The organism is Idiomarina sp. D18 (assembly GCF_057748155.1).
Genome location: NZ_CM173240.1, coordinates 1,696,296 through 1,720,368, shown reverse-complemented (window position 1 = coordinate 1,720,368; position 24,073 = coordinate 1,696,296). Strand labels below are relative to the sequence as shown.

The following is a 24,073-nucleotide window of genomic DNA, read 5'->3' as shown; positions in this document are numbered from 1 at the left end:
GACTAAAGCCCCGTTTTATCAGCCCGCTTAACGCGAAGCAAGCATCGATGATTAGTTGCATACGTCCTCTACCAGCGCTTTTAGACGTTTGATACGTTTTGCATCACCTTCACTTTCCGCTTTGGCAAGGTCGATTTGTGCTTGTTGGCAGGCTTCAGATTTATCTGTTTTCATCCGCTCGAGTTCATCTTTTTGGTACTGATCCATGCCTTCGAAACCGTTGTATTCATCTCGAGACTCGACCGAGCGGTCTTTTTGATATGGCTCAGCTTGATGGCTTTCGCAAGCTGATAGACTGGCGAGCAGTGCAAATACGAAGATGACTTTTTTCATTGGACGTCCTTGATTTTGTAATCTGATTCCTACAATATGGATGATTGTTATTTTAATGTAAACACGATCTGGTTGCTCGCTCAACTATTTACTCGATGTTTACAATGGTCTGTGTGATTACAACAATAATAATGTCGTATGTTGAATTTAAAAATTTTAATGGTCGCGCTTAATGCGATAAAAGGCGAGCTGATGCTCGTTTCTTTAGCGCTGTGCTGCGTACTTACTCTGAGTGTCTACCCTTTACCACTGATTACTTTCATGATTTTGCTGCCTGTTTTAACGGCGGTCACCCTCGCTGCTTACATTTCTGTTAATATATTTTTGCTTCGACGTAAGTTGATTAAGCAAAACCTCTATCAATTGTTTTTAGCGCAAAGCGAACATGAACGAGGTGAAGAAATCGCGGGTTACTTTAAAGGCTATTAATTTAGGGCTGTTAGTGATGATGGCTTGTGGAGAGGTGGTATGGCTGACCAGGAAAAGGGTGCGTGGGTAAAACGTGCTTTGTTTGAACTATTTGTTGTTTGTTTTCCGTTGATTATTTTTGGCATGGTGGTGCTGGCCGATGGGTCTTTCCCAACGATGGCGGGCTACATGTTGGTGCAGTTGATAACGCTCATCGGCTATATTCTATTTAAAAATAAGTCGACTGCACGTGAACACGAGTAGGAGGCGAGTGAGTTAAAGTAACTTTAAAATAACCTTTTACTCATTGTAATAATTTTTGTAATAAAGGCATCAGTCGCAGTTTTAAACGTATGCTTCAAAATAATCGAAACTTGGGTGAGCATTTGGTGCCGGTGTGAAGAAACAGCAGTACATAGTTAGTATCATCATTTTTATTGTCTACATGCTCGCCGTGATACAAGCGACTGATATCATCGTCGGTTTGTTAAAAGAGCGCGAGCAGACCAAACAAAACGAGCGCCTACGCGAAGTGGTCTCGTTGGCAAAATCAAAGTTAGAAGCCGAACTTTTTCGCGATGTCTTCTTGGCCGATAGCCTCGCCACCGTTATCACCATTGACCCCCAGATTGCGATTGAAAATTGGACCTCGCTTGGTAAAAAATTAATGGGTAAGTCGACTCATGTTCGGAACGTGGGTATTGCGCCTAATGACGTCATTTTATTGAATTACCCACCCAAAGGTAACGAGAAAGCGATAGGGCTTGATTTTAGAACCGTACCTAAACAGTACCGAACGGTGCTTAAGGCGCGCCAATTACAAGACGTGTTTCTATCTGGGCCATTGGAGTTGGTGCAAGGTGGGATGGCGGTGATTGCTCGATTCCCCGTTTTCAACGACTATCCCCAAAATAAGGACTATTGGGGCAGTATCAGTGTTGTTATCGACTACCAATCGCTCATGCGCGTGTCGGGCTTTTCTGCGTTGTCTAACGCGCCTATTGCTATTCGAGGTGTTGATGCAGAGGGGGACAACGGCGAGGTGTTTTTTGGCGACAAGCAGATTTTTCAAAATGCCGACTTCACAACCTCGATTAATATCCCTAATGGTGAATGGATTGTCGGGGCCCAGTTTGATCGCGGTGTTCCTTTAAATCTCTCTCGACAGCTGTTGGCACTGCGTATTGGTTTGATTTCACTGGGTTTACTGATTTTCGCCGCCGTTTTTGCCTTATGGCGTTCATATCGCGTGGTGCGTCGATTTGCGCACGAGGATGAACTGACCGGCTTGTATAACCGTCGATATACGATGAACCACTTAAATCAGCTGACTGCAGGCAGTTATAAACGTCAGTCGTTTGCCGTATTGAATATCGATTTAAATGGTTTTAAAGCAGTCAATGATATCTACGGGCATGAAGCAGGCGATCAATTGCTTAAGTTGGTCGCTAACGAAATTTTGAATGGCGTGCGTATGACCGATGTAGTTGCAAGAGTTGGGGGCGATGAATTTATTGTAATTATGCATCGTGTAAAGCATGAGGATAGCGCACAACGTCTCGCTGATTGCTTGCGCCAAAAAATTGAACATCGCGTTTTACATTGGGGCACGGCGACGATTCAACCCTCACTGAGTATTGGCGTAGCTGTTTTTAATGCATCCGAACACACAGTTAAAGATGTTTTGATTCGCGCTGATGAAGCGATGTATCGGGACAAAGCTCAGCAACGAACCTCTTAGTCATTTTCATCTGATTTGAAGTTGCCCTGACTCTTGCCAAGCCCCGCGCTGATCGTTAATTGCAGTGCATCAGCCGGCTTCATATCGATCGATTGAACGCAATCTTTTGGCACCATAATCATATAGCCACCGACGTTGTAAGCCATTGGTAGGAATACGGCAACGTGGTCGTCTGGCATGATATTCACTAACTTATCGTTATTGTCCTTGGCTTTTTTATCACTGCGTTTGGTGACGATACCGATCAGTTGCATTTTACTGCCCGGCATCGTCACTAGCACGACCGACTCATCGGCAAAGTCTTTGCCCTGCATCATATCGAACACATCGTTAATGGTGCCGTATAAGTTGCGCAGGAGGGGTAACTTATTCATCAACTTGCCTGGTAATTGCCAAATAGACTGCAAAAACGACCACTGAGAGGTGAAACCGATGAGTACTGCAAGTAATAGAAAGCTAGCAAACGCGAGCCCCGGAAAATAATAGCTTTCGCCTAACAATGCTTTCCAAATCGGGCTCAACCAGGTTTCTACAGTGACCAGCAACCAACGCGCTAACATGATGGTCACGATAATCGGTAGCAGAATGGCTAACCCCTTGAGGAGGAACTGAAAAATACGCTTCATAATTGGGTGACTTCCTTAATTTGTAGACCATTCGATACTAATGGCTAATCAAAATCGTTCGTTATACGTAGTACACTGACACTACTTAGCTCGTTTTGGCAAATATTAAGGTGTAAATATGACACAGATTGCATTTTTAGGCTTAGGTGCGATGGGTATTCGCATGGCGCAGCATCTCATTGATGCAGGACATTCTTTGACGGTTTGGAATCGCACTGAATCCCGAGCTAAGCCGTTGCTTGAACAAGGCGCGCAATGGGCTGATACGCCGGCTGAGGCAGCACAAGGCGCCGAACTCGTGATTACGATGGTGCGTGATGATGATGCCTCTGCAGCGGTTTGGTTGGATGAGCAAACCGGCGCTTTTAAAGGTATGAGCGACAATGCGATAGCGATTGAGAGCTCTACTTTGTCAGTGGACTGGGTAAAAGAGCTGGCACAGCAGGCTCAACAACGCGGTAAACAATTGATTGAGGCGCCCGTGTCAGGTTCGCGTCCGCAAGCACAGAATGCAGAGTTGGTCTATTTAGTGGGCGGTGATGCCCATTTGGTAAACCGCGCCGAACCTGTCTTATCGCTGATGGGTAAAAAAGTCAATCACACCGGAGAGATGGGCTCCGGCGCACTTGCCAAATTAGTCACTAACACCTTAATGGGTATTCAAGTAACGACGATTGCAGAGTTGATTGGCATGCTCAAGCGACAAGGGCAAGACCCGGATGCGATCCTCGAGGCGGTATCGACGACACCGGTATGGAGCAAAACCGCAGGTATCGTGCGCAAATCCATGGTAAGCGAAGCGTACGATCCTCAGTTTCCGGTTGATTTGATTGAAAAAGATCTGGGCTATTGTTTGCAAGCAGCCGACCAAGTCGCACCGATGACCTCAGCAGCACGCACGGTGTTTAATGAGGCGCAAGAGCAACAGTTGGGCGAATGGAACATGACGGTGGTCGCCAAGCTGTATGAATAGCAGCTGTACCAGCGACTTCGGTTAAGAAGTCGCTGGTTTTTTCTGTAACGCCCAGCTTTGCCATATCAGTGGTGCAACAATCATCGCTGAGCCAATGTAAAAGTTAAGCCCTGGCTGTTCAGCGAAAAACACCATACCAATCGCAACGGCGCCAATCAGACCTGTATATTCGGCGCTGGTAACTTTTGCGCTATCGACCGCCCGATAAGCGTAGATACAGGTAGCAGCATAAATCATAATAAACAGTGTTGAGCCGGTGGCAAATAATATACGTTGCCATTCAAACGCTGCACCTTCCCAAATTGCCATCGCGATGCCGACTGGAAGCCCCAGCAGGTTGGTTAGGAACAAGGTCTGTAAAATACCGTGCTCGCGCGGTAGCTTCTTGATCAGTAGGTTATTAACGGCCAAGCTCCCCGCCACCAGTAACGCCGCGACGGCAAATGGGTTAAATTCAGTGGGGTTCACAATGACCAACACGCCCAGCATGCCGAGCCCGACAGTGACGGTACTGTGCCACGTAACGCGCTCTTTAAATGCCATGCGTGCGATGATGACCGTCAGCATGGGCGCTGCGTAAAATAACGCATTGGCGGTAGCAAGCGGCAGAGTGGTGAGTGACAGTACCATCAAGGCGGTGCCGAACAGCCAAATGTGAGCGCGCGCTGCATGCCAACGCAAACCTTTGGGTGCCAAGCTTTCGCCACGCAGTTTGATAAACGGCAGCAGGATGAGTACCGCACTGACTTGCCGTAATAAGACAAATTGAAACGGCGCGTCGAAGCTGTCCAACATCTTAATCAGTGAGTCGGATAGAATCGCTACATTATTGCCTAACACCAACCATAACACTGCAGCAATTAACGCTTTATCCATGATGAACCCCCTGATGAGTTGTTGAAGATGGGGTTAGGATAAAGTGTGTTTGATATTATTAAAAATGATATTAAAATCTAGTAACTATGAGTAATTTAGATACTAGTGTATGAGTGTACCTTTTAGAGCGATCCATTATTTTGCCATGGTAGCTCGCCGTGGCAGCTTTTCTAAAGCCGCTGAAGAGTTATTCGTATCGCAAAGCGCCGTGAGTCACCAAATTAAACTGTTGGAGGAGCGGTTAGGGCAAGCTTTGTTTATTCGGAAAGGGCGGCAATTGTTGCTCACCGCAGCGGGGGAAGCCTTTTACCAAAATATCGAGGAGCCGCTCGCGCAAATAGAGCGAGAGTTTTCGCAACTTCAGCACGGTGATGCAGGATTCGTGCGCCTTGCTTCTTATGGTTCACTGGCGGTTAAGTGGTTAATCCCAGCGGTTGATCGCTTCCGGCAACGCTACCCAAATGTGGATTTAACGCTAACCATGCTCACCGAAGACGGTGGCTTCGAACGCGCGTTAGCGGATTGCTTTATAACGACACAACCGCCTAAGAGCGGTTTTGAAGTGACACACTTGTACGACGAATATTTATATCCGTATTGCTCTTACGATATTCGTTCGCGACTCAGTGATCTGCGCGATCCAAGTGCTTTACTCGCCTTTCCATTACTCTCAGCCACTTATACGTTTGCCCATGCAACGCCTGGCTATGATTGGAAAATGTGGTTTAAACAAGGCGGGAAGCGCTTACCTAGCAGTGCCAAGGTGCATCATTTTAGTCATTTATTATTGGCCGCTGAGGCTGCTAAACATAGCCACGGTATCGCGCTATTGAATGAGTTTATGACGACCCAGCGGGAGCGTGAGCAAGAGTTAGTCAGGTTACCGATGCATGGACTTAAAACGGGCGATAGCTTCTATTTCGTGGTGCCTAGCACGCTTTCCAATCGCAGTTCTATTCAAGTTTTGAGAGACTGGCTTGTTGAACTGTGTCAGTCGCAACAAGCCATTAGTGCATCGTAATGCTTAACGACGCATTAGGTCGGGCTGTGACTCCCAATCGATCTCTTTACCGAGCTCGTTGGTTGGAATTGAGTCACGCACAGCGAAACGTTTAGGTAACTCATGCGGTTCAAGCTTATCGGCAAGCCACGTACGCACTTGTGCGATCAACGTTTCTGCCTGACCTGAGCGTTGCTCTGGGTCGGCTATCAGCAGTGCTTTGAGGGAGTGGCTCTCTTGAGCATGATTAAGCCGCACCCGTGCATCACTGATATTGGGATGTTGACGGATTACGTCAGCGATAGCTTCTGGATGGACTGACTTTCCGCAGATTGAAAGTACCTCATCGTTGCGGTTTAGCGGCTCAAATAAGCCGGGGCCATGCCATTGAATGCTGTCGGGTAAATCAATGAGTTCGCGCGAGAGATTATCCATTAATTGTTCTTTGCCTTGCTTGATCCAGCGAGGCAACAGTTGGTAAGGCTGATTGGGGTCGTTACGAATACCAACGCCCCCAGTTTCGGTACTACCATAGACCTCGAATACACTGTTGAGTCCATTACGAGTCAGTGTGCTTAGTACTGCAGGTGCGCAGGGCCCCGTTGAGCAGACTGCATTGGCGGCTGGGGGAAAGGCCGTGTCCATCTGTACAAACTGTTCAAAAGCGGCGGGAAACCCAATCAGCAGGTCATTGTTTTTAAGCTGCTGTGCTTGGGTCATTGAAAACGCCTTGAGGCCTCTTACGACCGGTATATCCAGGAGTTCGGGTATGAGTACTGAAAAGATAAAACCGTAGATATGGTGCGGTGGTACAAAACTAACGACGCGCTCAATTTCGACATCATGACGCTTAATAAAATCGACGAAAAATTGCGCTTCGGCAAGCAACGCCATCCAATCATGGCGGTGATGTGACACCTGTGCGACCGAACCCGAGGAACAAAACGTAATATCGAGTCGATGATCTTCTCGACTCGTTTCTATTACCTCTGCCCATTGTTGTAACGTTGAAAAACGCAACAGGTAATCTTCTAATCCACTGCTGTCGAGCTGAAAAAACTCAACGACGCGGCTAGCAATGGACATCCATTCAAACGAGTCAACGATGACTTCTTGTGCATCGCCCGTTGCTTTGCTGGCAAAGACTATTTGGGTGTTAGATTGCCACTGTCGACCTTTCCAAAGTTGTTCATCGCCCATGCGCAGACGTCCAAGTTCATCGGCGATAATGGCACCGAGAATATCTACGATAGAGGAAGAGGTTAGTTTTGCCATCTTGTTATACTCAGTTAAAGCGCTTCTTATTGTTCGATTTTTTTTTGAACAACTTTAAAAAAGCTTGTTGAACTTACGATTTTTAAGAACGATTGAGTAATAGTTTAGTGAGTACTACGTTTTTTAGATCACAGAAGTTAAGAAAAAATTAATGTTAGTTCCAACGGCAGCAGTTTCGACCGTCTGATTTGCTTTGATAAAGCGCCTTATCAGCCCGTTTATACGCAAGGTTAAAGCTGTCTTGCTCTTGTAATTTAGTCACACCAATCGATACCGTCGTCGTAATGATTTCGTCATCATGTTCTATTTTTAGGTTTTCTATATTCTTACGAAGGCGCTCAACGACATTTGCGATATCGACTTTGTCGTCAGCGTGGATAAGTAACATGAACTCCTCACCGCCAACGCGGGCGCATACATCATCACTTCGTAGACTATCGGTGAACTCAATGGCGACCGCTTGCAATACACTATCGCCGGCATCGTGACCAAACTGATCGTTGAGCTGTTTAAAGTGGTCAATATCGACTAATACGCAGTAGTAATGGTTAAGGCGTTCACGATTTTGATAGACCAAACGCTCAAAAAACTCATTAATGAATAAGCGGTTACTGAGTCCAGTGAGGAAGTCGGTATAGGCGAGGCGCTCTAACCTATCGGTTTTTGAGTTGTTGATAATCAACGTTTCGATGGCCGAGCAGAGGAGCCCCATGAGTTCTTTATCGAGATCGGTAAAGGGTGTGCCACGCGAGGTTTTGCTGGAAAAATTGAGCGTGCCCCACACTTTTCCGTTGATACGGATTGGTAAACCGAGATAGGTCTCTAATTGAAAAGCGGTATAGCAGGGGTGTCCGCTGAATTCCTTACTCGTTGAGGCGTGACGTGTGGCAATAACGTCACTCGCCGCCAAGGTGACTGAGCAGTAGGTATTACCGAGTTCAAACTGTGTTCCCGGGGGAATTGGATCACCGGTGGACCACGCGTATTTTACGGTGTACTCATTATCAATCACGCGGCTTACAATACCGATATCGGTATTTAAGTATTCACAGCCGAGCTTGAGTAGTTTAGTAATGCGATCGGTGGATAACCCCATGGATTGTCGATTCATCACATCATGGACGGCGCGCAATACTTCGGATGCCGATGCGTAATGAGTGACGTCGTTAATAATGGCGAAAAATCCGTTAATTTGCCCCGTACGTTGGTTTTGGTTTGGGACATACTTAATTTCAAGCTGCAACACACGTCCATTACGGAGCGTGACTTTTTCTCGCAAGGAGACATCCTCACCGGCCAAAACACGTGAGTGGATCTGCGAGATACGCGTGTAAGATTCGTCACCGAGTACTTCAGCGACACGTTTTCCTTTAATATCGGCAAACTGGATATCAAAAAACTGCTCATAGCGCTCGTTGACGAACTGATAGCGACGTTCGTTATCCACGAATGCCATCATAAAGGGGAGCGTATTCGCAAGCTTTCGGAACACACGGTCAATGCGCAACTGGATGACTCCACCAATAGGTTATATGCGCAGAGTAATCAAAACGAGCGACGTTGGCTAGTCCAATTTATATTTGTTCGCCTATCCATTGTGGCGGTAATGACCAGGACTGAACATGTTGACTACCATCCCAGTTCTGCAGCGTTAGCCAGACCTTGTCGGACGCCGAGAAGTTTGGCGATGCAATCGCATGCACATGTTGTAAGCTTTCACTGCCGTGTAGAATACCCACATCGTCTTGTTCCAATTGGTTCAATGGCAATGGGCGTGGGCCAATATTGATATAGGCTTGGCGGATATTTTTGACGGCGCCATCATTGACCCAAACTGAAAAATCTTTCACCCAGTCTTCATGGTGCGCGTAGGGTGGTTCATTGTTCATTGGCTGCAATGCCAGCTCAAGCTGCCCCACAGGTTTTGATTCCCATACTTCGGGAAATTCCGGTGGTTGTAACGACTCGTACAGAAAATAGATGGGGAGTATGAGTATCAGACCCGATAACTTGAATTTGTTACGATGCCAAAATGTATTCTTCAAACGTGCCATATCATGCTCCTTGCTCTGACAGCTTTTGCTCACGTTTAGCCGCTTTTTTAGCGCGCGCTGCCTGTACTATTTTTGAGCTCCAAATCATAAACCCTGTGATCGACATCGCTGACAAAATGAGACCGAAAACAAACCAAATCGCTTTGGTCCAGATACCGCCGATAGTGCCATAGTGCAATGGATCAACGACATGCATGACGGTTTGTAAGGTCGACATGTTGGCAGGCGAGTCGGCTTGCGCGACTTCGCCCGTCCATGGATTGATGGCTAAGCGGTAGGCATACTGATCATAGAAGATGAAGTCACCACCCCCCATGATTTTATACATATCTCGATTGTGCTCGGGCATCATGACATAACTGGGTTGTAGATCACTGAATTGTGCTTGGGCAATCTGCATAGCTTGGTCAAAGCTGACCTTTGGTTCTGTTGGCGCTTGACCTTGGGGAACGTCGTCGATATTCACGACCGGCGCATGGGGCTCAATATCAATATCGGCATGCCAAAGCACTTGTTGGGTGAAGTACCACAAGCCGGTCAAACTCATGATCATGATGAACCAGATAGACCATGCGCCTGCGTGTTTGTGTAAATCGGAGAGAATCGATTTCTTGCCTTGTTTCACGCGAATCTTGGGTTGGGTATACGCGCGCCAAAAGCGTTTGTAGATAACCAAGCCGCTGACTAAGGCACCCATCATCACAAAGGACATCGCCGATACTAGATAGTAGCCGACGCTGTAGCTACTTTGCCATGGGAATAGTAACCAACCGTGTAATGACCGCATAAAGTTGATAAAGGTAATACCTTGATTGACTTCCTGCACTTGGCCTGTGTATTGGTTGACGTAAGCAATGCCCGCTGGGACTGAATCGGCAGAAAACATCACCGCATTGGTGAGGTAGGACTCGAATGTCATGACGGTGGTGATGTGTGCGGATGGATACAAGGCTTTGACCGCGGCGACGCGCTCGGACATGGCGATAGGGGCGAGGTCGTTCGGGTTTAAGGCGCGAGCGTTCTCGTTAAACAGCCAGGTTAACTCGTGGCTAAATACCGCAATGGTACCCGTGATACAGATAAAGCAAAACAAAACCCATATCGGTAACGAGCACCACCCGTGAAGTTTAAACCATTGCCTTTGCGTCATAGGGCATTCCATTATTCATTAACATGGCCTGAATGATATTGCTAATAAGAACAATTATCAAATGTATTTGACCATATTAATGAAAAATGAGGAATTCCTAGTGACCTGAATCGCACTTAAATTGTGCAACGGAATCGCCTAACTCGCGCGCGAAGCGGCTTAGTTGCTCGGCTGTCTCTGCATTGGTGCGTGCATCCGCCAAAATGTCATTGGTTGCGTCTTTGATGCGTACAACATTTTGCGAGGTGTCATCGACTACTTTTGACTGTTCCTCCACGGCGGTGGCAATGGATGCGGACCGATCGTTAACTTTCATTAATTGCGTGTTGATATCGGTAAAGAGCTCACCTGAACGGGTTGCTTCTTGGCGACTGTCAGCGCCGAGTTCGTTGCATTCTTCAAGAGAGCGCACAATAACGGACGTTTGCTCTGTCAGCTGTGTTGCTATTTGCTCAATTTCGTTAATTGACTCTTGGGTACGTTGAGCCAAGCTACGCACTTCATCGGCGACTACGGCAAAGCCTCGCCCTTGCTCCCCAGCGCGTGCCGCTTCAATTGCGGCATTGAGTGCCAGCAGGTTGGTCTGCTCAGCGATACCATTGATGACCGCGACAATGTCTCTGATCCCTTGACTACGTTTCGCCAGTTCTGACGCGTGTTGGTTGCTGTTGGCAAGGCGCTCGGCCAAAAAGTTGACCTTTTCAACGGCTGAGTTAATCACACTGCGACCGGTTGAGGCTTGTTGCGCGATTTCATCGACTTGCTGAGCCGTACTCTCAGCATCCTCAGCGATGGTGTGTGCGGTTGAACCGACTTCATTGACGGCGGCTGCGACCTGTTCGATTTCGCTGTTTTGCTGTTCTGTTTTGTTTGATGAATGGGAGACGGTGGCTGATAATTGCTGCGAAAGCTCACCGACATTGCTGCTTGTTTGTCGGATGTTTGCTATGACCCGTCTGAAGTAAGCGAGCAATTGGTTGACATGATCAACGGCGGCTCCAAATTCGTCATCTTGGTGCTTATCGAGTTGCAGCGATAAATCATTCGTTGCTTGAATATGGCTGAGCTGTGACTTCAACGTTTGCAGTGGCTTATTGATTGACCGGGTCACCCAATACAACATGACTATCATCAGTGTGATAATCAATACAGTAATAGCGATAGGCAGCCATGTCGCCTGGCGTTGTTGTTGGAGTAGCTTTTTATTGAGATCGCGGCTTAACGCATTCAGTTCGCTATTTATTTCATCGCTTTGCGCGCTGAGCTTGCCTTTTAGCCCCTCGGTTAGCGTATAGCCTATTTTTCGTGATAAGTCAGCAAAGCGATTAAATTGTATTAAATAGCCTTCGACCTTGCTTTGGTCTGCCGTCGAGCCAGCCAATTGACTATTAAGCTGCTGAGCAATTCGCGTTACTTTTGCGACATAGTCATCCTCCCAACGCAGCATGAAGTCCTTTTCTGAGCGTCGAAGTTGAAGCAGGGTCACTAAGGTCTTGTTATCGTCGCGTTTGTCGAGCACCGCCTCGAGTTGGTGGGTCGCCTCGCGCAATGCGCCGTAAGCGCCGAGTTTTCTTGTTAAACCGCGTTCTATCATCGCCTGCTCAAGCGCTGAAAAACGCTGTTGGTACTCACTTACGGTCGTCTCGATGCGTTCTAGTCGACTCAAGACCGTGGGATAATCAACGGTCTGTTTGAGTTGTTTCAGAGTCTCTTGAATATGGTTAATTTGTTGCTTGGCTGATTCGCTGTATTTGAGGTCGCTATCGAGCAAGAAATTTTTCTCGGCGATACGTAGCTCGCTGATGAGGTGACTGAGCTTTGCCTGTTGCTGCTCGGCGTTGTTGATGGTTTTGATTTGAGCTTGGGAGAAAAGAAATATTCCCATTAACACGAGTAGGGCAACGATAACCCCGGTGCCGAGTAGGTATAACTTCTGCTTAATCGACATTGAAATCCCATTATCTAAGAGTGAACGACGCATGGCGATAGATCTAAGGGTTGAGTATTTTATAACTATCGACCGTTCATTATAAGGATTTAAATGAAACTTTTATGACAAAACCGTGCGGTAGTTCAATTCTTCTAAGCTGACAGGGGGAGAAATTAAGTAACCTTGGATCAGATGACAGCCCAGTGCTTGCAGATGATCAGCTTGCTCTTGAGTCTCGACACCTTCTGCCACTACGTCGCGATTGAAGCGTCGTGACAGGTAAATGATACTCTCGACGATCGCCTCGTCATTGGTATTTGGCTTGAGGTTGGTAATAAAACTGCGATCGATTTTGATTTCATCCACCGGTAAGCGTCTAAAGTACGTCAGTGAGGAATAGTGCGTACCAAAGTCATCGAGCGCGGTGCGATAACCGCACTCATGGCAACGGTTCAGTATTTCTACTGCTTCATCAAGATCGTCGATGGTTGTGGTTTCTAGTATTTCCAGCGTGATGCCATTGTTTCGCCCCGTGTTGGATTCTGCCATTGCTTCGAGACGACGCTTAAATAATTCACTCGTAAAGTAATCACCGCCGATATTCACGCTGAGATTCAGGTCTTGACCGGAACGCCGCCAAACGGCCTGTAACTGATGCGCTTCGTTAAGTACATAATGATCGAGCGCGATAGCCGCTTGTGAGCCCTCAACTTGAGGAATGAAGGCGCCGGGCATCAGCAAGCCGCGTTTTTTGTGACGCCAGCGACTCAGCACCTCCACACCAACCACGGTATTTGTGTTCATATCAAACTTGGGCTGGTAGACACATTCAATTTGTCGATCATCAATGGCGTACATGAGCTCTTTGATAAGTTCGATCTTGTGCTCGCGCGCCGATGCCTTCTGCGCATCGTGAATACTGACTTGGTTTTTACCTTCGCTTTTTGCTTGGTACATGGATTGATCGGCAAAACGGATGAGTTGGTCCGCATGCTGTGTATCATTGGGGTACACCGCTACGCCCATGCTTGCTGACAAGTTAATCATGATATCTTCGACGGCGTAGGGCTGAGCAAGGGTATCGATTATTTTTTGATAATTCGTCTCGTTAGCTGGCGTATCAAGAACGATGACAAACTCATCTCCGCTGATCCGTGCAACAGAGTCATGAGTGCTTATCAGATGCTTGATACGTTTGGCAACTAACTTAAGTATCTTGTCGCCGACCTCGTGACCATAATTGTCGTTGATAGGTTTAAAGCCATCTAAGTCGATGTAGCACACTGAAAATTGACGGGGTTGCTGTCGGTACGTAAGTGATTTAATTTCTTGATCGAGTTTACGGCGATTGGGCAGCCCTGTTAGTTCATCGTGGTAGGCGGCATGTTGCAAACTGACCGTAAATTGTTTGCGTTCCTGCACCATACGGTTGCGCTCGATTAATACCCCAACGACAGAGATGAGCGCATGCAGTGAATCAACGAAGGTGCTGGTGTACTCGTTGATACCGTTGGCAAGGCCGATTAAACCCACCATGGTCTCGCCCGAATAAACCGGAATCCCGACGTAGTTTTTGATTGGCGGATGGCCGTAAGGTGTGCCGCCTGAACGACTGTCTTCGGTCGCGTTATTAGTAATGACGATATCGCCAGTTACAAGCGGTTTACAGAGTAAGTTATCGAGGTTTCGAAACTCAAGTCCAACGGATTATTGACGAAGCGACTGTCAGTAAGCGCGTCATTAATAATAAAGGGTTCGTCGCTTTGAATGGTAAATTGGCAAATTGAGATATCAACGGGTGTTTCGCATAGTGAAAGCCCGATTTTGGCTTTGAACCACTGTTGGTCGTCATCGATGAGAGAAATTAAAACGATATCGGTGTTGAAGATAAGTTTGGCTAAGTAGGCGATATTATCAAAAGCGCGCTCCGAGACAGAGTTCAATAACCCGGTTTGATGTAACGTGAATGCACGCGACGATGACATAAATCACACCTCTAATACCTAGAATATAATAACTGGCGTAGTTTTATATTTAGTGATTAACAAATATAAAACAAAATGTATAAGTGTCTAGTCTAGTCGACTGTCGATTCAGCGACGCGGCGAAAGTTTTTGTAACTTACGTTGTAATGTGCGGCGGTGCATGCCCAATGTTTTGGCTGTCGCACTGATATTTCCTTGGTGAGCGAGGAGGGTTCGCTGAATGTGCTCCCATTCGAGCTGTGCGGGTGTCAGCGTGGTCTGTTCTTCGACGTCGCTGTGATACGTTTGCTCAGGCATCAACCGTTGAATAAGCGCATTAAGTTCGATGGGCTTGGCTAGATAATCAGTCGCTCCGCGCCGCATCGCCTCAACGGTTGTGGCAATGCTTGCGTAGCCTGTCAGCATGATTAAGTGAGCGGGCGAGAAGTGATGGTTAAGTCGAGTAATTGCATCCAGACCTGACTCATCTGACAGCATCATGTCGAGAATAATGCCGTGGCACGGCGTTGCCGTTTGCTCGGCGAGTGCCGCTTGCGTCGAGGCAAAGGCGAGTATCTCGAAAATCGTTTTTTGTGCCAGTCTGCGCTGTAACACACGACGATAACTCGCATCGTCGTCTATGATGATGACGGTAGCGTGATCCAAGTGATTACCTCATGGTTAACGTGTTCCCAGCGTAAAGTGCCGCCAAATTTCTCGAGCGTTGCATTGCTTATAATCGCGCCTGCGCCGTGCCCTTTACTGCTTGGTAGTAAACGTTGGCCGAGTTGCTCGAGGTTTTCTGTATGACCCGCATTACGGATTTCAATGAATACCGTGTTATTTTTATGGCTACACGAGACGCTAACGGGCTCATCATTGACACGTTTTTGAGCATCGCACGCGTTGACAATTACATTACTCAGCGCGGGTAACAACGTACGATCAGCATTGACTTTAAGTGTGTCAAGTTGCGCCTCGATATGCCAGTTGATTGCAACCTCGGGTCGCACCAACTGCATTAAATGTTGAATCTCTGACGCTAACTCACGCGCGTTCACCGCCACCGTGCGTTGGTGACGGACGTCATCAGTGACCTGCCGCCACTGTGTCAATTTGTGTGTTATGTGCGAGAGCTGTGCACTGAGCTCGCTGAGCCATGCTGGCGTTGGTTGCGTTTTCTCTACCCCCTCCTCAAGTAACCATTGCGCCGCCTGTGTCGGGGTTGCCAGTTCATGGGTCAGTTGTGCTGCCGCTGTGCCTATGGCGAGTAGTTGCTCGTTTCGCAATTGTTTTTCGCGTAAAGCATGTAATTTTTCCTCTTGCTGGGCAAGACGATGGCGTAGATAAAACACCACCGTCATGATTAACACGCTGGTGATCGTAAAGCTGACTAACATGCCTTGCGCGTGAGCCAATAGCGCATGGCTGGTATCCATGTGAGTAAATTGCCACTGCGTCCATTGCGCGGCGATACTTAATCCGACGATGGCGACGGCACCTGCATGGGGTAGCCAAACACACGCCATGATGAGCGGAATTAACAACACCGCGCTGAATGGGTTGCTTGCGGCCCCGTTAAAGGCTATCAGTAAATTGAGCAGGACGATTTCAACGAGTAAGCACGCAAACATACCCAGCAATGATAGGCGGCGATTACGTAGCGCCGCCATATAGAGAAGCAAGATCATCAGTTATCTCGGTAACGCTTAGCAAGGTATCAGCTTACTTAAAATGTATAACGAACGCCAAAGTTAATTGAGCGTCCTGCGCCGGCCACATTCTCGAAGCCTTGAGTTTGTCCGGCCTTTTGCGCTGCGATGCTCACGCCGCCTAATGGTTGTCGATAAAATTCATCAAGTAGGTTGGTGATACCCAAGTTAAGTTGCCAGTTTGCTCGAGTATAGTTCACTTGCCAATCGACAACCTGATAGGCGTCGGTACGATTTTCGAGGCGCTGCTGGTCGACACGATCTTTCTGCTCAACGTGTTCAACGCGAAGTGTTTGGCGCCAATGACCCCACTGTTGACTCAGCTCGACGCGGATGGTGAGTGGTTGAATCTGATACAGCTCACGGCCCGAGGCTTGCTCACCGTGGGTATATTTTGCGGACGAGCGTAACTGCCATTCATCGGCACCAAGTACCTGCGTCCAACGATATGCGTAGTGTGCACTGATACCTTTTAAAGTGGCATCGACATTGGTCATTTGCAGAATATTGCGCGCCGTGCTGGGTTGGGTGCCGCGATTAAATGTATCGATAACGTTGGCATCGATGTAGTCATCAACGCGTGAGTAAAAAGGACTGACACTGAATTGCCAGGCGTTGTTGGCATCGTCACGTTGGTAGGTTGCTTTTAATGTTGTCGCCGTTTCAGGTTGCAAGTCGATACGACCCACATAACCATTACCATCGCCAAACCAGCCGATCATTGTCGTGGCCATGATACCGCGACCCCAGCTGTAACGTTCATATAAATTAGGTGCACGATTCTTTCGAGCGATGCCCAACTCCAAACTTTGCTGCGGATCGATGGTATATTTTGTTGCCAGGGTCGCATCGACTAAGTTATCTGTTTGCTCTCGGTCTGCCTGATTAAAGGCGGTTGCCGCCGTAGCGTCGACATTCGGCATCCCCATCATTGGACTGTCGTTGTAGGGTTGAACTTCGTCGGCATCGGTACGTACATGTTCAATGCGAATACCGGCATTCAACACCCAGTTGTCGGCGATCTCCGTATCAGAATCGGCGAATACGGCGATGCGCTGCCGTTGTCCATTGTTGATATTGATGTACGGATTTGGACCCATCATCATTGACCCCGCCAATGCCGGCCAGTAATCATCTAATTGGTAATCGAACAGTTCATGACCCAGCGTGATTTGACTGCTATATGCGGCTATCTGTTGCGTTGGTAAGTGCCAATGAAGTTTGTAACTGCGATCGGTGGCATCGGTCACCATTGGCATCATGCCAGGTTTTTCTGGGCTGAAGAAGCCCATCTCGTGTTCAACTGACTGCCAGTTAACATAGCCGGTCAGTTGGCCGCCTGTGGCGAGTTCACGCTGATATTGAATATGTGCGCCCAGACTTTGATTATCTGTCATATCCATGTATTGGTTGGGAAAGCCTTGATACGGGATCATTTGCGCTGTGATTTTGGTGCTCAGTTGTTGCTGACTATCGCGCCATGCCATCGTCAACGCATGATTTTGTGACTCATAAAGCGTATCGAGTACTTTATCTCCGTTGCCATCATCGTAGCTTTTTGACTGCTCGTAAGCGCCTTGATAATCGATAGACCAAGTGTCACTCGCCCAATGCGCACCGATACCGGCAAGCCATTGGTCACCGTTACTTTGATACTCACCCGCGACGTAACCGCGTTGCCAAGAGAGGCTTTCGGTATCCACAAACTGTGCCCGCATTTGTTGTAAGTTGATAACGCCAGCGATGTTGTCGCCACCGCTGCGGACGGGGGTGAGCCCCGCAATCACTTGGGTTGATTTGACTTGGTTGGCGGAAACATAAGATAGAGGAGGGTTCATTTGGTTGGCACAAGCCGCAGTGAGCTCTGCACCATCGATAATGACTTTGATGCGATCGCCCATCATGCCGTTCATCACCGGTAACGCCGAGACACCGCCTGCGGCCGAGAAGTCGACGCCTTGTTCGCTCAGTTGGCGCGATAAATTGCCTAGCGCATCGTGCGGCTCGTGACCTTTTATTTTTATGACTTCGGTGGGTGCGTCCGTTGTTTGCGCTGAACTGTTGAATATGGCGAGTGCCGAAATGAGATAAGCCGTTATGCGTGTCATTTTAAACGTCGATTGCATGATTAAGGTTTCCTAGCGTCACACGTAAATTTTTGACCTAGTTTACGTCTCGGATGGGATTTGACCATGCGACAAATTGTCGCACCTAGCCAATATGAGAGAGACGGTATGTTGGTAAGTACTCACCTTTACGAACCTTTTACGCGCAACCACCTTGTTGAATACCAATTCAAGACCTATTGTTGATACATCGCTGAACGGCTCGAGTGACCCCCCGAATAGCTCAGAGCCTTCGGCGAAATTCTTTAGGCTGAGGATAACGTGATGACTATCGATTGGACCTCAATAAACCGACAACTTGATGAGACATTAAAGGACAGAGCGCACATGCGTTATTGTCATTCTCCGAAGACGCGGAATATACAGCAACTATTGACCAAAGCTGAGTTGGAAGCGTTACGTCGTGAGTTTGTGCGTAATCGAACACGTTAATCAGTCATAGCGCGCCAACAGCCGACTGAGCCACGGATGTTGGAACGGTTGTTTAATGGTAATCGCATAAAACTGCTCGAATAGGTTGGGAAGCGTGACATAGCGTTGTAAGCGCTGACTATCAAGCTCGTCTTTCACCACAACATCAGGAATGACTGCAAGCGCACCACCATCGCGCGCTAATAATCGCAACATTGCCATATCGTCAGCCTCGGCTATCACGCGAGGTGCCCATTGATACTGAGTCGCTAGCATGTCGAACCCTGATCGCAACGGCGCACTCGTTGGCGGGAGTACCCAGGCGCGTTCCTTTAGTGCTGGATCGCTGAGTGATTGAATGGGTAAGCCTGGCACACCGATAATCGATACCGGCTGGCGCGCTAATAAACGGCTTTGCCAAATATCTTCATCATGACCCGCCACATCGGTATTTGCCAGTGCAATATCAATCCGATGTTCGGCAAGTTCGGTCAGCAACTGATGAGTCGACATTGAGTGTAAACGAAAGGGTTGCGGTGAAGGACTCATGAGCGACGCAATAAATTGTTCTACAAAGTTACGTGACATGGTCGATGCGTGTCCAATACGTACGACACTGGTTTGACTGGTCTTACCTTGTTTGAGTTGCTCGACCAAGCTTTGTCCTTCTGCGAAAATGCGATCGGCATATTGCTTAGCGATGTAGCCTGCTTGCGTCAGTTTTAATCGTCTCCCTTCGCGCTCAAATAGAGTTTGTCCGAGCCACTCCTCTAATTGCTTAATTTGACTGGATAGCGCCGATTGCGACACATGCAGTTGTTGCGCGGTGTGTGTCAAATGACCTGTTTTTGCGACCGACCAAAAGTAATACAGATGACGATAATTCATGGTGAGGGCAATCGTTCTTTTAAATAGAATAGTATAATAGTATATATCTATTTTACTTAATTATGACAAGTCGAGATACTACGGCGCAGTTAAATAGAACGAGGGGAGCAACCACGTTGAACTGGATTCAAGTCGATGAATTGCGTGTGACGTTATTGGTGATGGTGGCTTTGTTGAGTTGGGTGGTGTTGCGGTACACCTGGCGAAACTTTGCGCTTGAGCCGAGTCGACCGCGCGCGATGGGATGGATGATTGGCTGTTTAGCGAGTGTGACGGTCACCTTGATTGCCAACCATTTTATTCTGTTTTGGTTAAGCTGGGTGAGCATCAGCGTGTGTTTGCACCGCTTGTTGTTGTTCTATCCGGAGCGCTCGCGCGCTGTATTGGCAACCCATAAACGCATGATTACGGCGCGCATCACTGAAGCGCTGTTGGCGGTCAGTTTTATTCAGTTATATCTATGGTCAGGCGATCCGACCCTTTCGGGGACGCTAGATTACTTCTCGGCAACGGGCGTGGTGCCACTGGGTGGCATGATAACCTTGGTCATTGCCGCGTTGCTGAGTTGTGCTCAGATGCCATTTCACGGCTGGTTGATGCAAGTTGTCGAGTCACCGACTTCGGTGTCGTCGTTATTGCACGCAGGCATCGTTAATTTGGGCGGCTTTTTGCTGCTGAGTTTTGCGCCCTTGCTGACCGAGGCAGAAGCGGCGCGTTGGTTACTTGGCGTATTGAGCGCGGTTTCGTGCGGGTTAGCCATTTTAATCATGTCGACTCGAATCAGTATTAAAATTCGTTTGGCATGGTCTACCTGTGCGCAAATGGGATTGATGCTGTTAGAAATCGCGTTAGGTTACTATAGTCTGGCGCTCCTGCACTTGGTCGCACACTCCTTATATAAAGCTTACGCATTTTTATCATCGGGTACGGTACGTCCCATTCATAATGTGTTGGTTCGTAACAGTTGGGTGACGTTGGGCTGGTTCCTGGTCAGTTTAGTCATGATCAACTTAGCGTTGTGGTTTAGTTTTGGGCACTTTAAGCCGACCGCGGCTGTTTTACTGAGCCTTTCTATTACTTTATTGATGTCACAAGCGCATAAATTTAGTTGGCCAAAGAGCATTCTGCTGGCGCTTGTCTGGGTGGCTATCTACACCGCATTGACACTGTCTGCCGCCCAAATTATGCAAGATGGACGGGTGCATATTGGACTCGATTTAGCTGTTGCTGCTTGGTTTATTATGCTGGTCGCGTTGTATTGGTGGTTAGAACAACATGTGGCTCATGCGGTGAGTCAACGCTGGTTTATTCGTTTAAACGCGGGTCTTTATATCGATGAGTGGTTTACGCGCTTGGCTTTATGGCTGTGGCCACGACCTGAGGATCGGCATCGCTATGATTCAGTAGATGAGGAGAAGTCGGCATCATGAGTGAGTTTATCCAACTGGCCCGTCAGCAGTGTGCGCGCGTTGCGCCGATGTGGCCGCTCGCCGAATCGATTGCGGTAAATCCATGCTGGTTTTTTACCGACAAGCCCGTCGAGCGCGTGTCAGCGATTTGGAAGTATGTGTCAGATATCGATTTAGTGATGGACCGCGCATTTTATCGTCAGCAACTGTTGCAAGGTCATCTTGATGAGCAGATGCTGCCCACGGATGCGACAAAATGTTTATCTGAGCCACAACGATTGCCGCGCTGGTTTAATGTCACAGACATTGTCGATCAGCTACAAGCACGGCAGCGCAAAATGCTCTGGAAAGATGAGGTGGTACTGCAAATTAGTCAGTTTTGTGGTTTACACACCGAGTTTCCTGAGCGGTTTGTCGACGAATCACAGCCCGACAATGGTTTGTATCGTGGTTGGTTGACGGTTGTACGAGAGGATAAAGGCATCGCGACGTTGATGGCAGAAAGTCAGCTACCCGATTACTTCGATCCCTTACCGGATGATATCGATGCGCTTTTTCGCATGTTGGCGGATGATTGGTTACGACATTACAGCGAAGACGCGCTGAATTATTACTTGTTTGCGCTATTGATCGATGTCCTCGGGTGGTCCTCGGCGCTGCGTTACCGTGATTGGGATCCTTCTGCGCCGCACCATAATATTGAGCCGGTGCTGTCGCTGCTGGGCATTCGTTTGGCATGGGACTACGTTTTATGGCAGTGGGCTAAGGACACTTCGACTGAGCTATTTAATCGACTCAGCCAACGCTTTGCTCAACAAGCGGCGCGTTGCCAACGCGATTGTGAGCGTGTTGAGCAATCTCAGAAAATACTTTGGCAATGTCAACGTGCTTATGAGCATAAACAGCTTCTCAATTATCGCTTGGTGTCTAAATCTGAGGGCGCGCAGCAAGCGTATCCTACAATGCAGGCGGCTTTTTGTATTGATGTCCGATCTGAGCCGCTAAGACGCGCGCTTGATGCCCAACCAGGGGTTGCCAGTATCGGGGTTGCTGGCTTTTTTGGTCTACCGATTGGCTTTCGCTCGCAAGGACAGCAGCGTCCCCAGTTACCCGGGCTCTTAACTCCACAACTCTGGGTGACTGAGAAAGACGTGGCGACCCCCAGTGCAACGATTACAGCCATCGGTGAACTGTTGGACACGCCAACCTCAAGTCTCAATGCGGTTGAGGTGCTCGGTTTAGCGAAAGGCATTGGCTTATTTAGTGCTCATAATGAGGTGGAAGCGACTGACACGCCGCAGTCGGACTTGACTATCAATTTAGCCGACAATGAGCAACCGCTGCTTGATGCATTGGCGGGTACGTTAACCAGTTTGGGAATTACGCACTTTGCAGATCACTTTGTTTGGGTTGGACACAGTTCGCATCATGAAAATAATCCGCAACGCGCAGCGATGAATTGTGGTGCCTGCGGGGGACAGAGTGGCGCCATTAATGCCCGACTCATGTGCCAGTTGTTGAATCAGCCGGACATCCGGCAAGCACTGTCGACGCGAGGCATTGATATTCCAGAACGGACGCGATTCTATGCGGGGTTACATGAGACTGTGACGGATAGAATTTTGCCCCTCAGTGAGGCGTTTCCGGACGCTGTAAGACAAACCTTTGAACAGGCGAGTGCAGCGGTTCGGGACCGCAAGCAGTATCCGCAAACGCGCTCGGGTTTGAACCGCTTGGCTGGTCTGTTTAAGAAAACGCGTGATTGGGCCGAGGTTCGACCGGAATGGGGGCTGGCAGATAACTTTATGATGATTATCGCGTCACGGCAACGTACGGCTTCGATCGACTTAGACGGACGTGCGTTTTTGCACGATTACGATGCCCAGCAGGACCCTGATGCGAGTATTTTGGCCGCCTTAATCAGTGCTCCGGGTGTCGTGGCTCACTGGATAAACTGGCAGTATCTCACGTCGGTGACTGCACCGACGCGGCTCGGTAGTGGTAATAAGTTATTACATAACCGTGTGGCGCAAAATGTCGGAGTTTTTGAGGGCAACAGTGGCGATCTGCGTATCGGCCTGTCATTGCAGTCGGTTTGGGATGGCACGCAATGGCGGCACCGGCCGTGTCGGCTTCAGGTGGTCGTTGAGGCAACAGAATCACAGATCAAGCAAGCGCTGGACGCGAGTCCGAGTTTTAAACCATTGGTTCAGAATCGATGGCTCTATTTGTATCGACTGGCGGAGGATGGTCAGCTGATTCAAATGTACGCTTGAACTTACAAATCAGTTCGCGTAAAAGGGGGGCATCACTGGACTATGGCGTTGTCCCATGCGTGTTGCCCCCATTATTATCATTTCACTGGCGTTATGGTTAACGAGTTATAGCTTTTTGGCGAGTGCACAGACGTCGGTGGACGATGTTGTTAAACAGTCCCAGTCTGGTATCTGTCATACGCCAAGTAGTCCCTACTATGATCGCACAAAGCGGTTTACCGCTTATCACAATTTAAAAGATTGCTTAGCCGATGGCGGACGATTGCCAAAAGGTTATAAGCCGGCAGCGTCTGCCAGCTCAAATGAATCAAAGGCTTATCAACGTAACGCGTTTGGCCGTTGGAACGACGATGATAACGACTGTATGAACACGCGTCATGAGTTACTCGCACGGTTATCGAGTGTCGCGGTTACCTTGAGTGAAGATGGCTGTCGTGTGGTGCGAGGACACTGGCTGGACCCGTATACGGGACGCACATTCCTAAGTGCGGACGACTTAGATGTTGACCACTTAGTACCGCTCAAATGGGCCTGGACGCATGGCGCGGATCGGTGGGATCGCGCTCAACGTGAGCGTTTTGCTAATGATCCTATTAATCTGTTTGCCGTCGATGATAGTACCAACCGTCGTAAAGGCGCTCAGGGTCCGATGGACTGGCTGCCGCCTAATCAAGCATTTCAGTGCCAATATTTAACACGATTTCAACGTGTACTCAGGATCTATTCGTTTCAGGCTGCAGCGCGACAACGCATCGACGCACAGCGACAACGCGTTTGTGCGGAGACAACCGTTGCAGAGCGTTAATGATTGAAAATCTTTGTTTGCTAATAATGCAAAAATCAGACAATCAGATATACTATCCATAATACACGGTTTTATTATTTATTTTAGCCAAGTGTCGGCTTACAATAGCGTCTCGT

Annotated in this window: 23 protein-coding genes; 9 read left to right on the top strand and 14 right to left on the bottom strand. The window is 48.2% G+C overall.

Features of this window, described 5'->3' with window-relative positions; all coding sequences use genetic code 11:
* Nucleotides 1-51: 51 nt before the first annotated feature.
* A complete protein-coding gene (locus AC3AP5_RS08315) occupies nt 52-333 on the bottom strand; it encodes a hypothetical protein (protein WP_006955031.1) in 282 nt (93 codons plus the stop codon).
* A gap of 138 nt (nt 334-471) precedes the next feature.
* Between AC3AP5_RS08315 and AC3AP5_RS08310 the strand changes: the two genes are divergently transcribed.
* From AC3AP5_RS08310 to AC3AP5_RS08300, 3 genes are all read left to right on the top strand, one after another.
* Entirely contained in the window at nt 472-762 is a 291-nt protein-coding gene (locus AC3AP5_RS08310) for a hypothetical protein (RefSeq protein ID WP_487326480.1), read from the top strand.
* 39 nt (nt 763-801) lie between these two features.
* Nucleotides 802-1,005, top strand: a complete 204-nt coding sequence (locus tag AC3AP5_RS08305; protein WP_006955033.1) for a hypothetical protein — start codon at nt 802-804, stop codon at nt 1,003-1,005.
* Nucleotides 1,006-1,138: 133 nt separating this feature from the next.
* Complete coding sequence (locus tag AC3AP5_RS08300) at nt 1,139-2,482, top strand: diguanylate cyclase domain-containing protein (protein ID WP_006955034.1); 1,344 nt, start codon at nt 1,139-1,141, stop codon at nt 2,480-2,482.
* Here the strand turns inward: AC3AP5_RS08300 and AC3AP5_RS08295 are convergent.
* Nucleotides 2,479-3,108, bottom strand: a complete 630-nt coding sequence (locus AC3AP5_RS08295; RefSeq protein ID WP_006955035.1) for a DUF502 domain-containing protein — start codon at nt 3,106-3,108, stop codon at nt 2,479-2,481. The two genes, AC3AP5_RS08300 and AC3AP5_RS08295, sit on opposite strands and share 4 nt — an antisense overlap.
* Nucleotides 3,109-3,226: 118 nt before the next feature.
* Here AC3AP5_RS08295 and AC3AP5_RS08290 point away from each other — a divergent pair, with 118 nt between their 5' ends.
* Entirely contained in the window at nt 3,227-4,081 is an 855-nt protein-coding gene (locus AC3AP5_RS08290) for an NAD(P)-dependent oxidoreductase (protein ID WP_286682371.1), read from the top strand.
* A 21-nt stretch (nt 4,082-4,102) separates the two neighbouring features.
* On the opposite strand, the gene AC3AP5_RS08285 is transcribed toward AC3AP5_RS08290, so the two are convergent.
* Entirely contained in the window at nt 4,103-4,957 is an 855-nt protein-coding gene (locus AC3AP5_RS08285) for a DMT family transporter (RefSeq protein ID WP_487326479.1), read from the bottom strand.
* A 109-nt stretch (nt 4,958-5,066) separates the two neighbouring features.
* Here AC3AP5_RS08285 and AC3AP5_RS08280 point away from each other — a divergent pair, with 109 nt between their 5' ends.
* Nucleotides 5,067-5,978 (top strand): LysR family transcriptional regulator, encoded by a 912-nt coding sequence (locus tag AC3AP5_RS08280; RefSeq protein ID WP_487326478.1) that lies wholly within the window; start codon nt 5,067-5,069, stop codon nt 5,976-5,978.
* A 3-nt stretch (nt 5,979-5,981) separates the two neighbouring features.
* Here AC3AP5_RS08280 and AC3AP5_RS08275 read toward each other — a convergent pair whose 3' ends face one another.
* The 10 genes from AC3AP5_RS08275 to AC3AP5_RS08230 form a co-directional block, all read right to left on the bottom strand.
* Nucleotides 5,982-7,232 carry a hypothetical protein gene (locus AC3AP5_RS08275; protein WP_487326477.1) on the bottom strand — a complete coding sequence of 417 codons (1,251 nt, stop codon included), beginning with the start codon at nt 7,230-7,232 and terminating at the stop codon, nt 5,982-5,984.
* 154 nt (nt 7,233-7,386) lie between these two features.
* The gene (locus AC3AP5_RS08270) at nt 7,387-8,724 is read right to left on the bottom strand and encodes a sensor domain-containing diguanylate cyclase (protein ID WP_487327306.1); all 1,338 of its coding nucleotides are present in this window, start codon (nt 8,722-8,724) and stop codon (nt 7,387-7,389) included.
* 82 nt (nt 8,725-8,806) lie between these two features.
* Nucleotides 8,807-9,286: a hypothetical protein gene (locus tag AC3AP5_RS08265; protein ID WP_487326476.1), complete on the bottom strand. Its 480-nt coding sequence runs from the start codon at nt 9,284-9,286 to the stop codon at nt 8,807-8,809.
* Between the two features lies 1 nt (nt 9,287).
* Complete coding sequence (locus AC3AP5_RS08260; protein ID WP_286682376.1) at nt 9,288-10,436, bottom strand: PepSY-associated TM helix domain-containing protein; 1,149 nt, start codon at nt 10,434-10,436, stop codon at nt 9,288-9,290.
* A 97-nt stretch (nt 10,437-10,533) separates the two neighbouring features.
* Nucleotides 10,534-12,417 (bottom strand): methyl-accepting chemotaxis protein, encoded by a 1,884-nt coding sequence (locus AC3AP5_RS08255; RefSeq protein WP_487326475.1) that lies wholly within the window; start codon nt 12,415-12,417, stop codon nt 10,534-10,536.
* 69 nt (nt 12,418-12,486) lie between these two features.
* Nucleotides 12,487-14,004, bottom strand: a complete 1,518-nt coding sequence (locus AC3AP5_RS08250; RefSeq protein WP_487327305.1) for a bifunctional diguanylate cyclase/phosphodiesterase — start codon at nt 14,002-14,004, stop codon at nt 12,487-12,489.
* Between the two features lie 14 nt (nt 14,005-14,018).
* On the bottom strand, nt 14,019-14,351 hold the full coding sequence (locus AC3AP5_RS08245; protein WP_487326474.1) for a GAF domain-containing protein: 333 nt from the start codon (nt 14,349-14,351) through the stop codon (nt 14,019-14,021).
* Between the two features lie 108 nt (nt 14,352-14,459).
* The gene (locus AC3AP5_RS08240) at nt 14,460-14,996 is read right to left on the bottom strand and encodes a response regulator transcription factor (RefSeq protein ID WP_487326473.1); all 537 of its coding nucleotides are present in this window, start codon (nt 14,994-14,996) and stop codon (nt 14,460-14,462) included.
* Nucleotides 14,969-16,021 carry a sensor histidine kinase gene (locus AC3AP5_RS08235; RefSeq protein ID WP_487326472.1) on the bottom strand — a complete coding sequence of 351 codons (1,053 nt, stop codon included), beginning with the start codon at nt 16,019-16,021 and terminating at the stop codon, nt 14,969-14,971. Before AC3AP5_RS08235 ends, AC3AP5_RS08240 begins: the two co-directional genes overlap by 28 nt.
* Nucleotides 16,022-16,059: 38 nt before the next feature.
* On the bottom strand, nt 16,060-18,168 hold the full coding sequence (locus AC3AP5_RS08230) for a TonB-dependent receptor (RefSeq protein WP_487326471.1): 2,109 nt from the start codon (nt 18,166-18,168) through the stop codon (nt 16,060-16,062).
* 264 nt (nt 18,169-18,432) lie between these two features.
* Here AC3AP5_RS08230 and AC3AP5_RS08225 point away from each other — a divergent pair, with 264 nt between their 5' ends.
* Nucleotides 18,433-18,600 carry a hypothetical protein gene (locus AC3AP5_RS08225; protein ID WP_006955048.1) on the top strand — a complete coding sequence of 56 codons (168 nt, stop codon included), beginning with the start codon at nt 18,433-18,435 and terminating at the stop codon, nt 18,598-18,600.
* On the opposite strand, the gene AC3AP5_RS08220 is transcribed toward AC3AP5_RS08225, so the two are convergent.
* Entirely contained in the window at nt 18,601-19,467 is an 867-nt protein-coding gene (locus AC3AP5_RS08220; RefSeq protein WP_006955049.1) for a LysR family transcriptional regulator, read from the bottom strand. It lies immediately after the preceding gene.
* 116 nt (nt 19,468-19,583) lie between these two features.
* Between AC3AP5_RS08220 and AC3AP5_RS08215 the strand changes: the two genes are divergently transcribed.
* From AC3AP5_RS08215 to AC3AP5_RS08205, 3 genes are read left to right on the top strand one after another with little or no spacing between them, the layout of a single operon-like run.
* Complete coding sequence (locus AC3AP5_RS08215) at nt 19,584-20,897, top strand: NADH-quinone oxidoreductase subunit L (protein WP_286682382.1); 1,314 nt, start codon at nt 19,584-19,586, stop codon at nt 20,895-20,897.
* Nucleotides 20,894-23,152 carry a putative inorganic carbon transporter subunit DabA gene (locus AC3AP5_RS08210; protein ID WP_287830481.1) on the top strand — a complete coding sequence of 753 codons (2,259 nt, stop codon included), beginning with the start codon at nt 20,894-20,896 and terminating at the stop codon, nt 23,150-23,152. The genes AC3AP5_RS08215 and AC3AP5_RS08210 overlap by 4 nt, the downstream gene beginning before the upstream one ends.
* Before the next feature lie 55 nt (nt 23,153-23,207).
* Complete coding sequence (locus tag AC3AP5_RS08205; RefSeq protein WP_286682384.1) at nt 23,208-23,957, top strand: HNH endonuclease family protein; 750 nt, start codon at nt 23,208-23,210, stop codon at nt 23,955-23,957.
* Nucleotides 23,958-24,073 lie beyond the last annotated feature (116 nt).

Coding starts and splice junctions, on each gene's coding strand:
- AC3AP5_RS08275 (WP_487326477.1), bottom strand. CDS start 7,232: ATGGCAAAACTAACCTCTTCCTCTATCGTAGATATTCTCGGTGCCATT.
- AC3AP5_RS08205 (WP_286682384.1), top strand. CDS start 23,208: ATGCGTGTTGCCCCCATTATTATCATTTCACTGGCGTTATGGTTAACG.
- AC3AP5_RS08315 (WP_006955031.1), bottom strand. CDS start 333: ATGAAAAAAGTCATCTTCGTATTTGCACTGCTCGCCAGTCTATCAGCT.
- AC3AP5_RS08230 (WP_487326471.1), bottom strand. CDS start 18,168: ATGCAATCGACGTTTAAAATGACACGCATAACGGCTTATCTCATTTCG.
- AC3AP5_RS08255 (WP_487326475.1), bottom strand. CDS start 12,417: ATGCGTCGTTCACTCTTAGATAATGGGATTTCAATGTCGATTAAGCAG.
- AC3AP5_RS08295 (WP_006955035.1), bottom strand. CDS start 3,108: ATGAAGCGTATTTTTCAGTTCCTCCTCAAGGGGTTAGCCATTCTGCTA.
- AC3AP5_RS08305 (WP_006955033.1), top strand. CDS start 802: ATGGCTGACCAGGAAAAGGGTGCGTGGGTAAAACGTGCTTTGTTTGAA.
- AC3AP5_RS08210 (WP_287830481.1), top strand. CDS start 20,894: ATGAGTGAGTTTATCCAACTGGCCCGTCAGCAGTGTGCGCGCGTTGCG.
- AC3AP5_RS08225 (WP_006955048.1), top strand. CDS start 18,433: ATGACTATCGATTGGACCTCAATAAACCGACAACTTGATGAGACATTA.
- AC3AP5_RS08285 (WP_487326479.1), bottom strand. CDS start 4,957: ATGGATAAAGCGTTAATTGCTGCAGTGTTATGGTTGGTGTTAGGCAAT.
- AC3AP5_RS08220 (WP_006955049.1), bottom strand. CDS start 19,467: ATGAATTATCGTCATCTGTATTACTTTTGGTCGGTCGCAAAAACAGGT.
- AC3AP5_RS08235 (WP_487326472.1), bottom strand. CDS start 16,021: ATGATCTTGCTTCTCTATATGGCGGCGCTACGTAATCGCCGCCTATCA.
- AC3AP5_RS08310 (WP_487326480.1), top strand. CDS start 472: ATGTTGAATTTAAAAATTTTAATGGTCGCGCTTAATGCGATAAAAGGC.
- AC3AP5_RS08265 (WP_487326476.1), bottom strand. CDS start 9,286: ATGGCACGTTTGAAGAATACATTTTGGCATCGTAACAAATTCAAGTTA.
- AC3AP5_RS08290 (WP_286682371.1), top strand. CDS start 3,227: ATGACACAGATTGCATTTTTAGGCTTAGGTGCGATGGGTATTCGCATG.
- AC3AP5_RS08260 (WP_286682376.1), bottom strand. CDS start 10,436: ATGACGCAAAGGCAATGGTTTAAACTTCACGGGTGGTGCTCGTTACCG.
- AC3AP5_RS08280 (WP_487326478.1), top strand. CDS start 5,067: ATGAGTGTACCTTTTAGAGCGATCCATTATTTTGCCATGGTAGCTCGC.
- AC3AP5_RS08245 (WP_487326474.1), bottom strand. CDS start 14,351: ATGTCATCGTCGCGTGCATTCACGTTACATCAAACCGGGTTATTGAAC.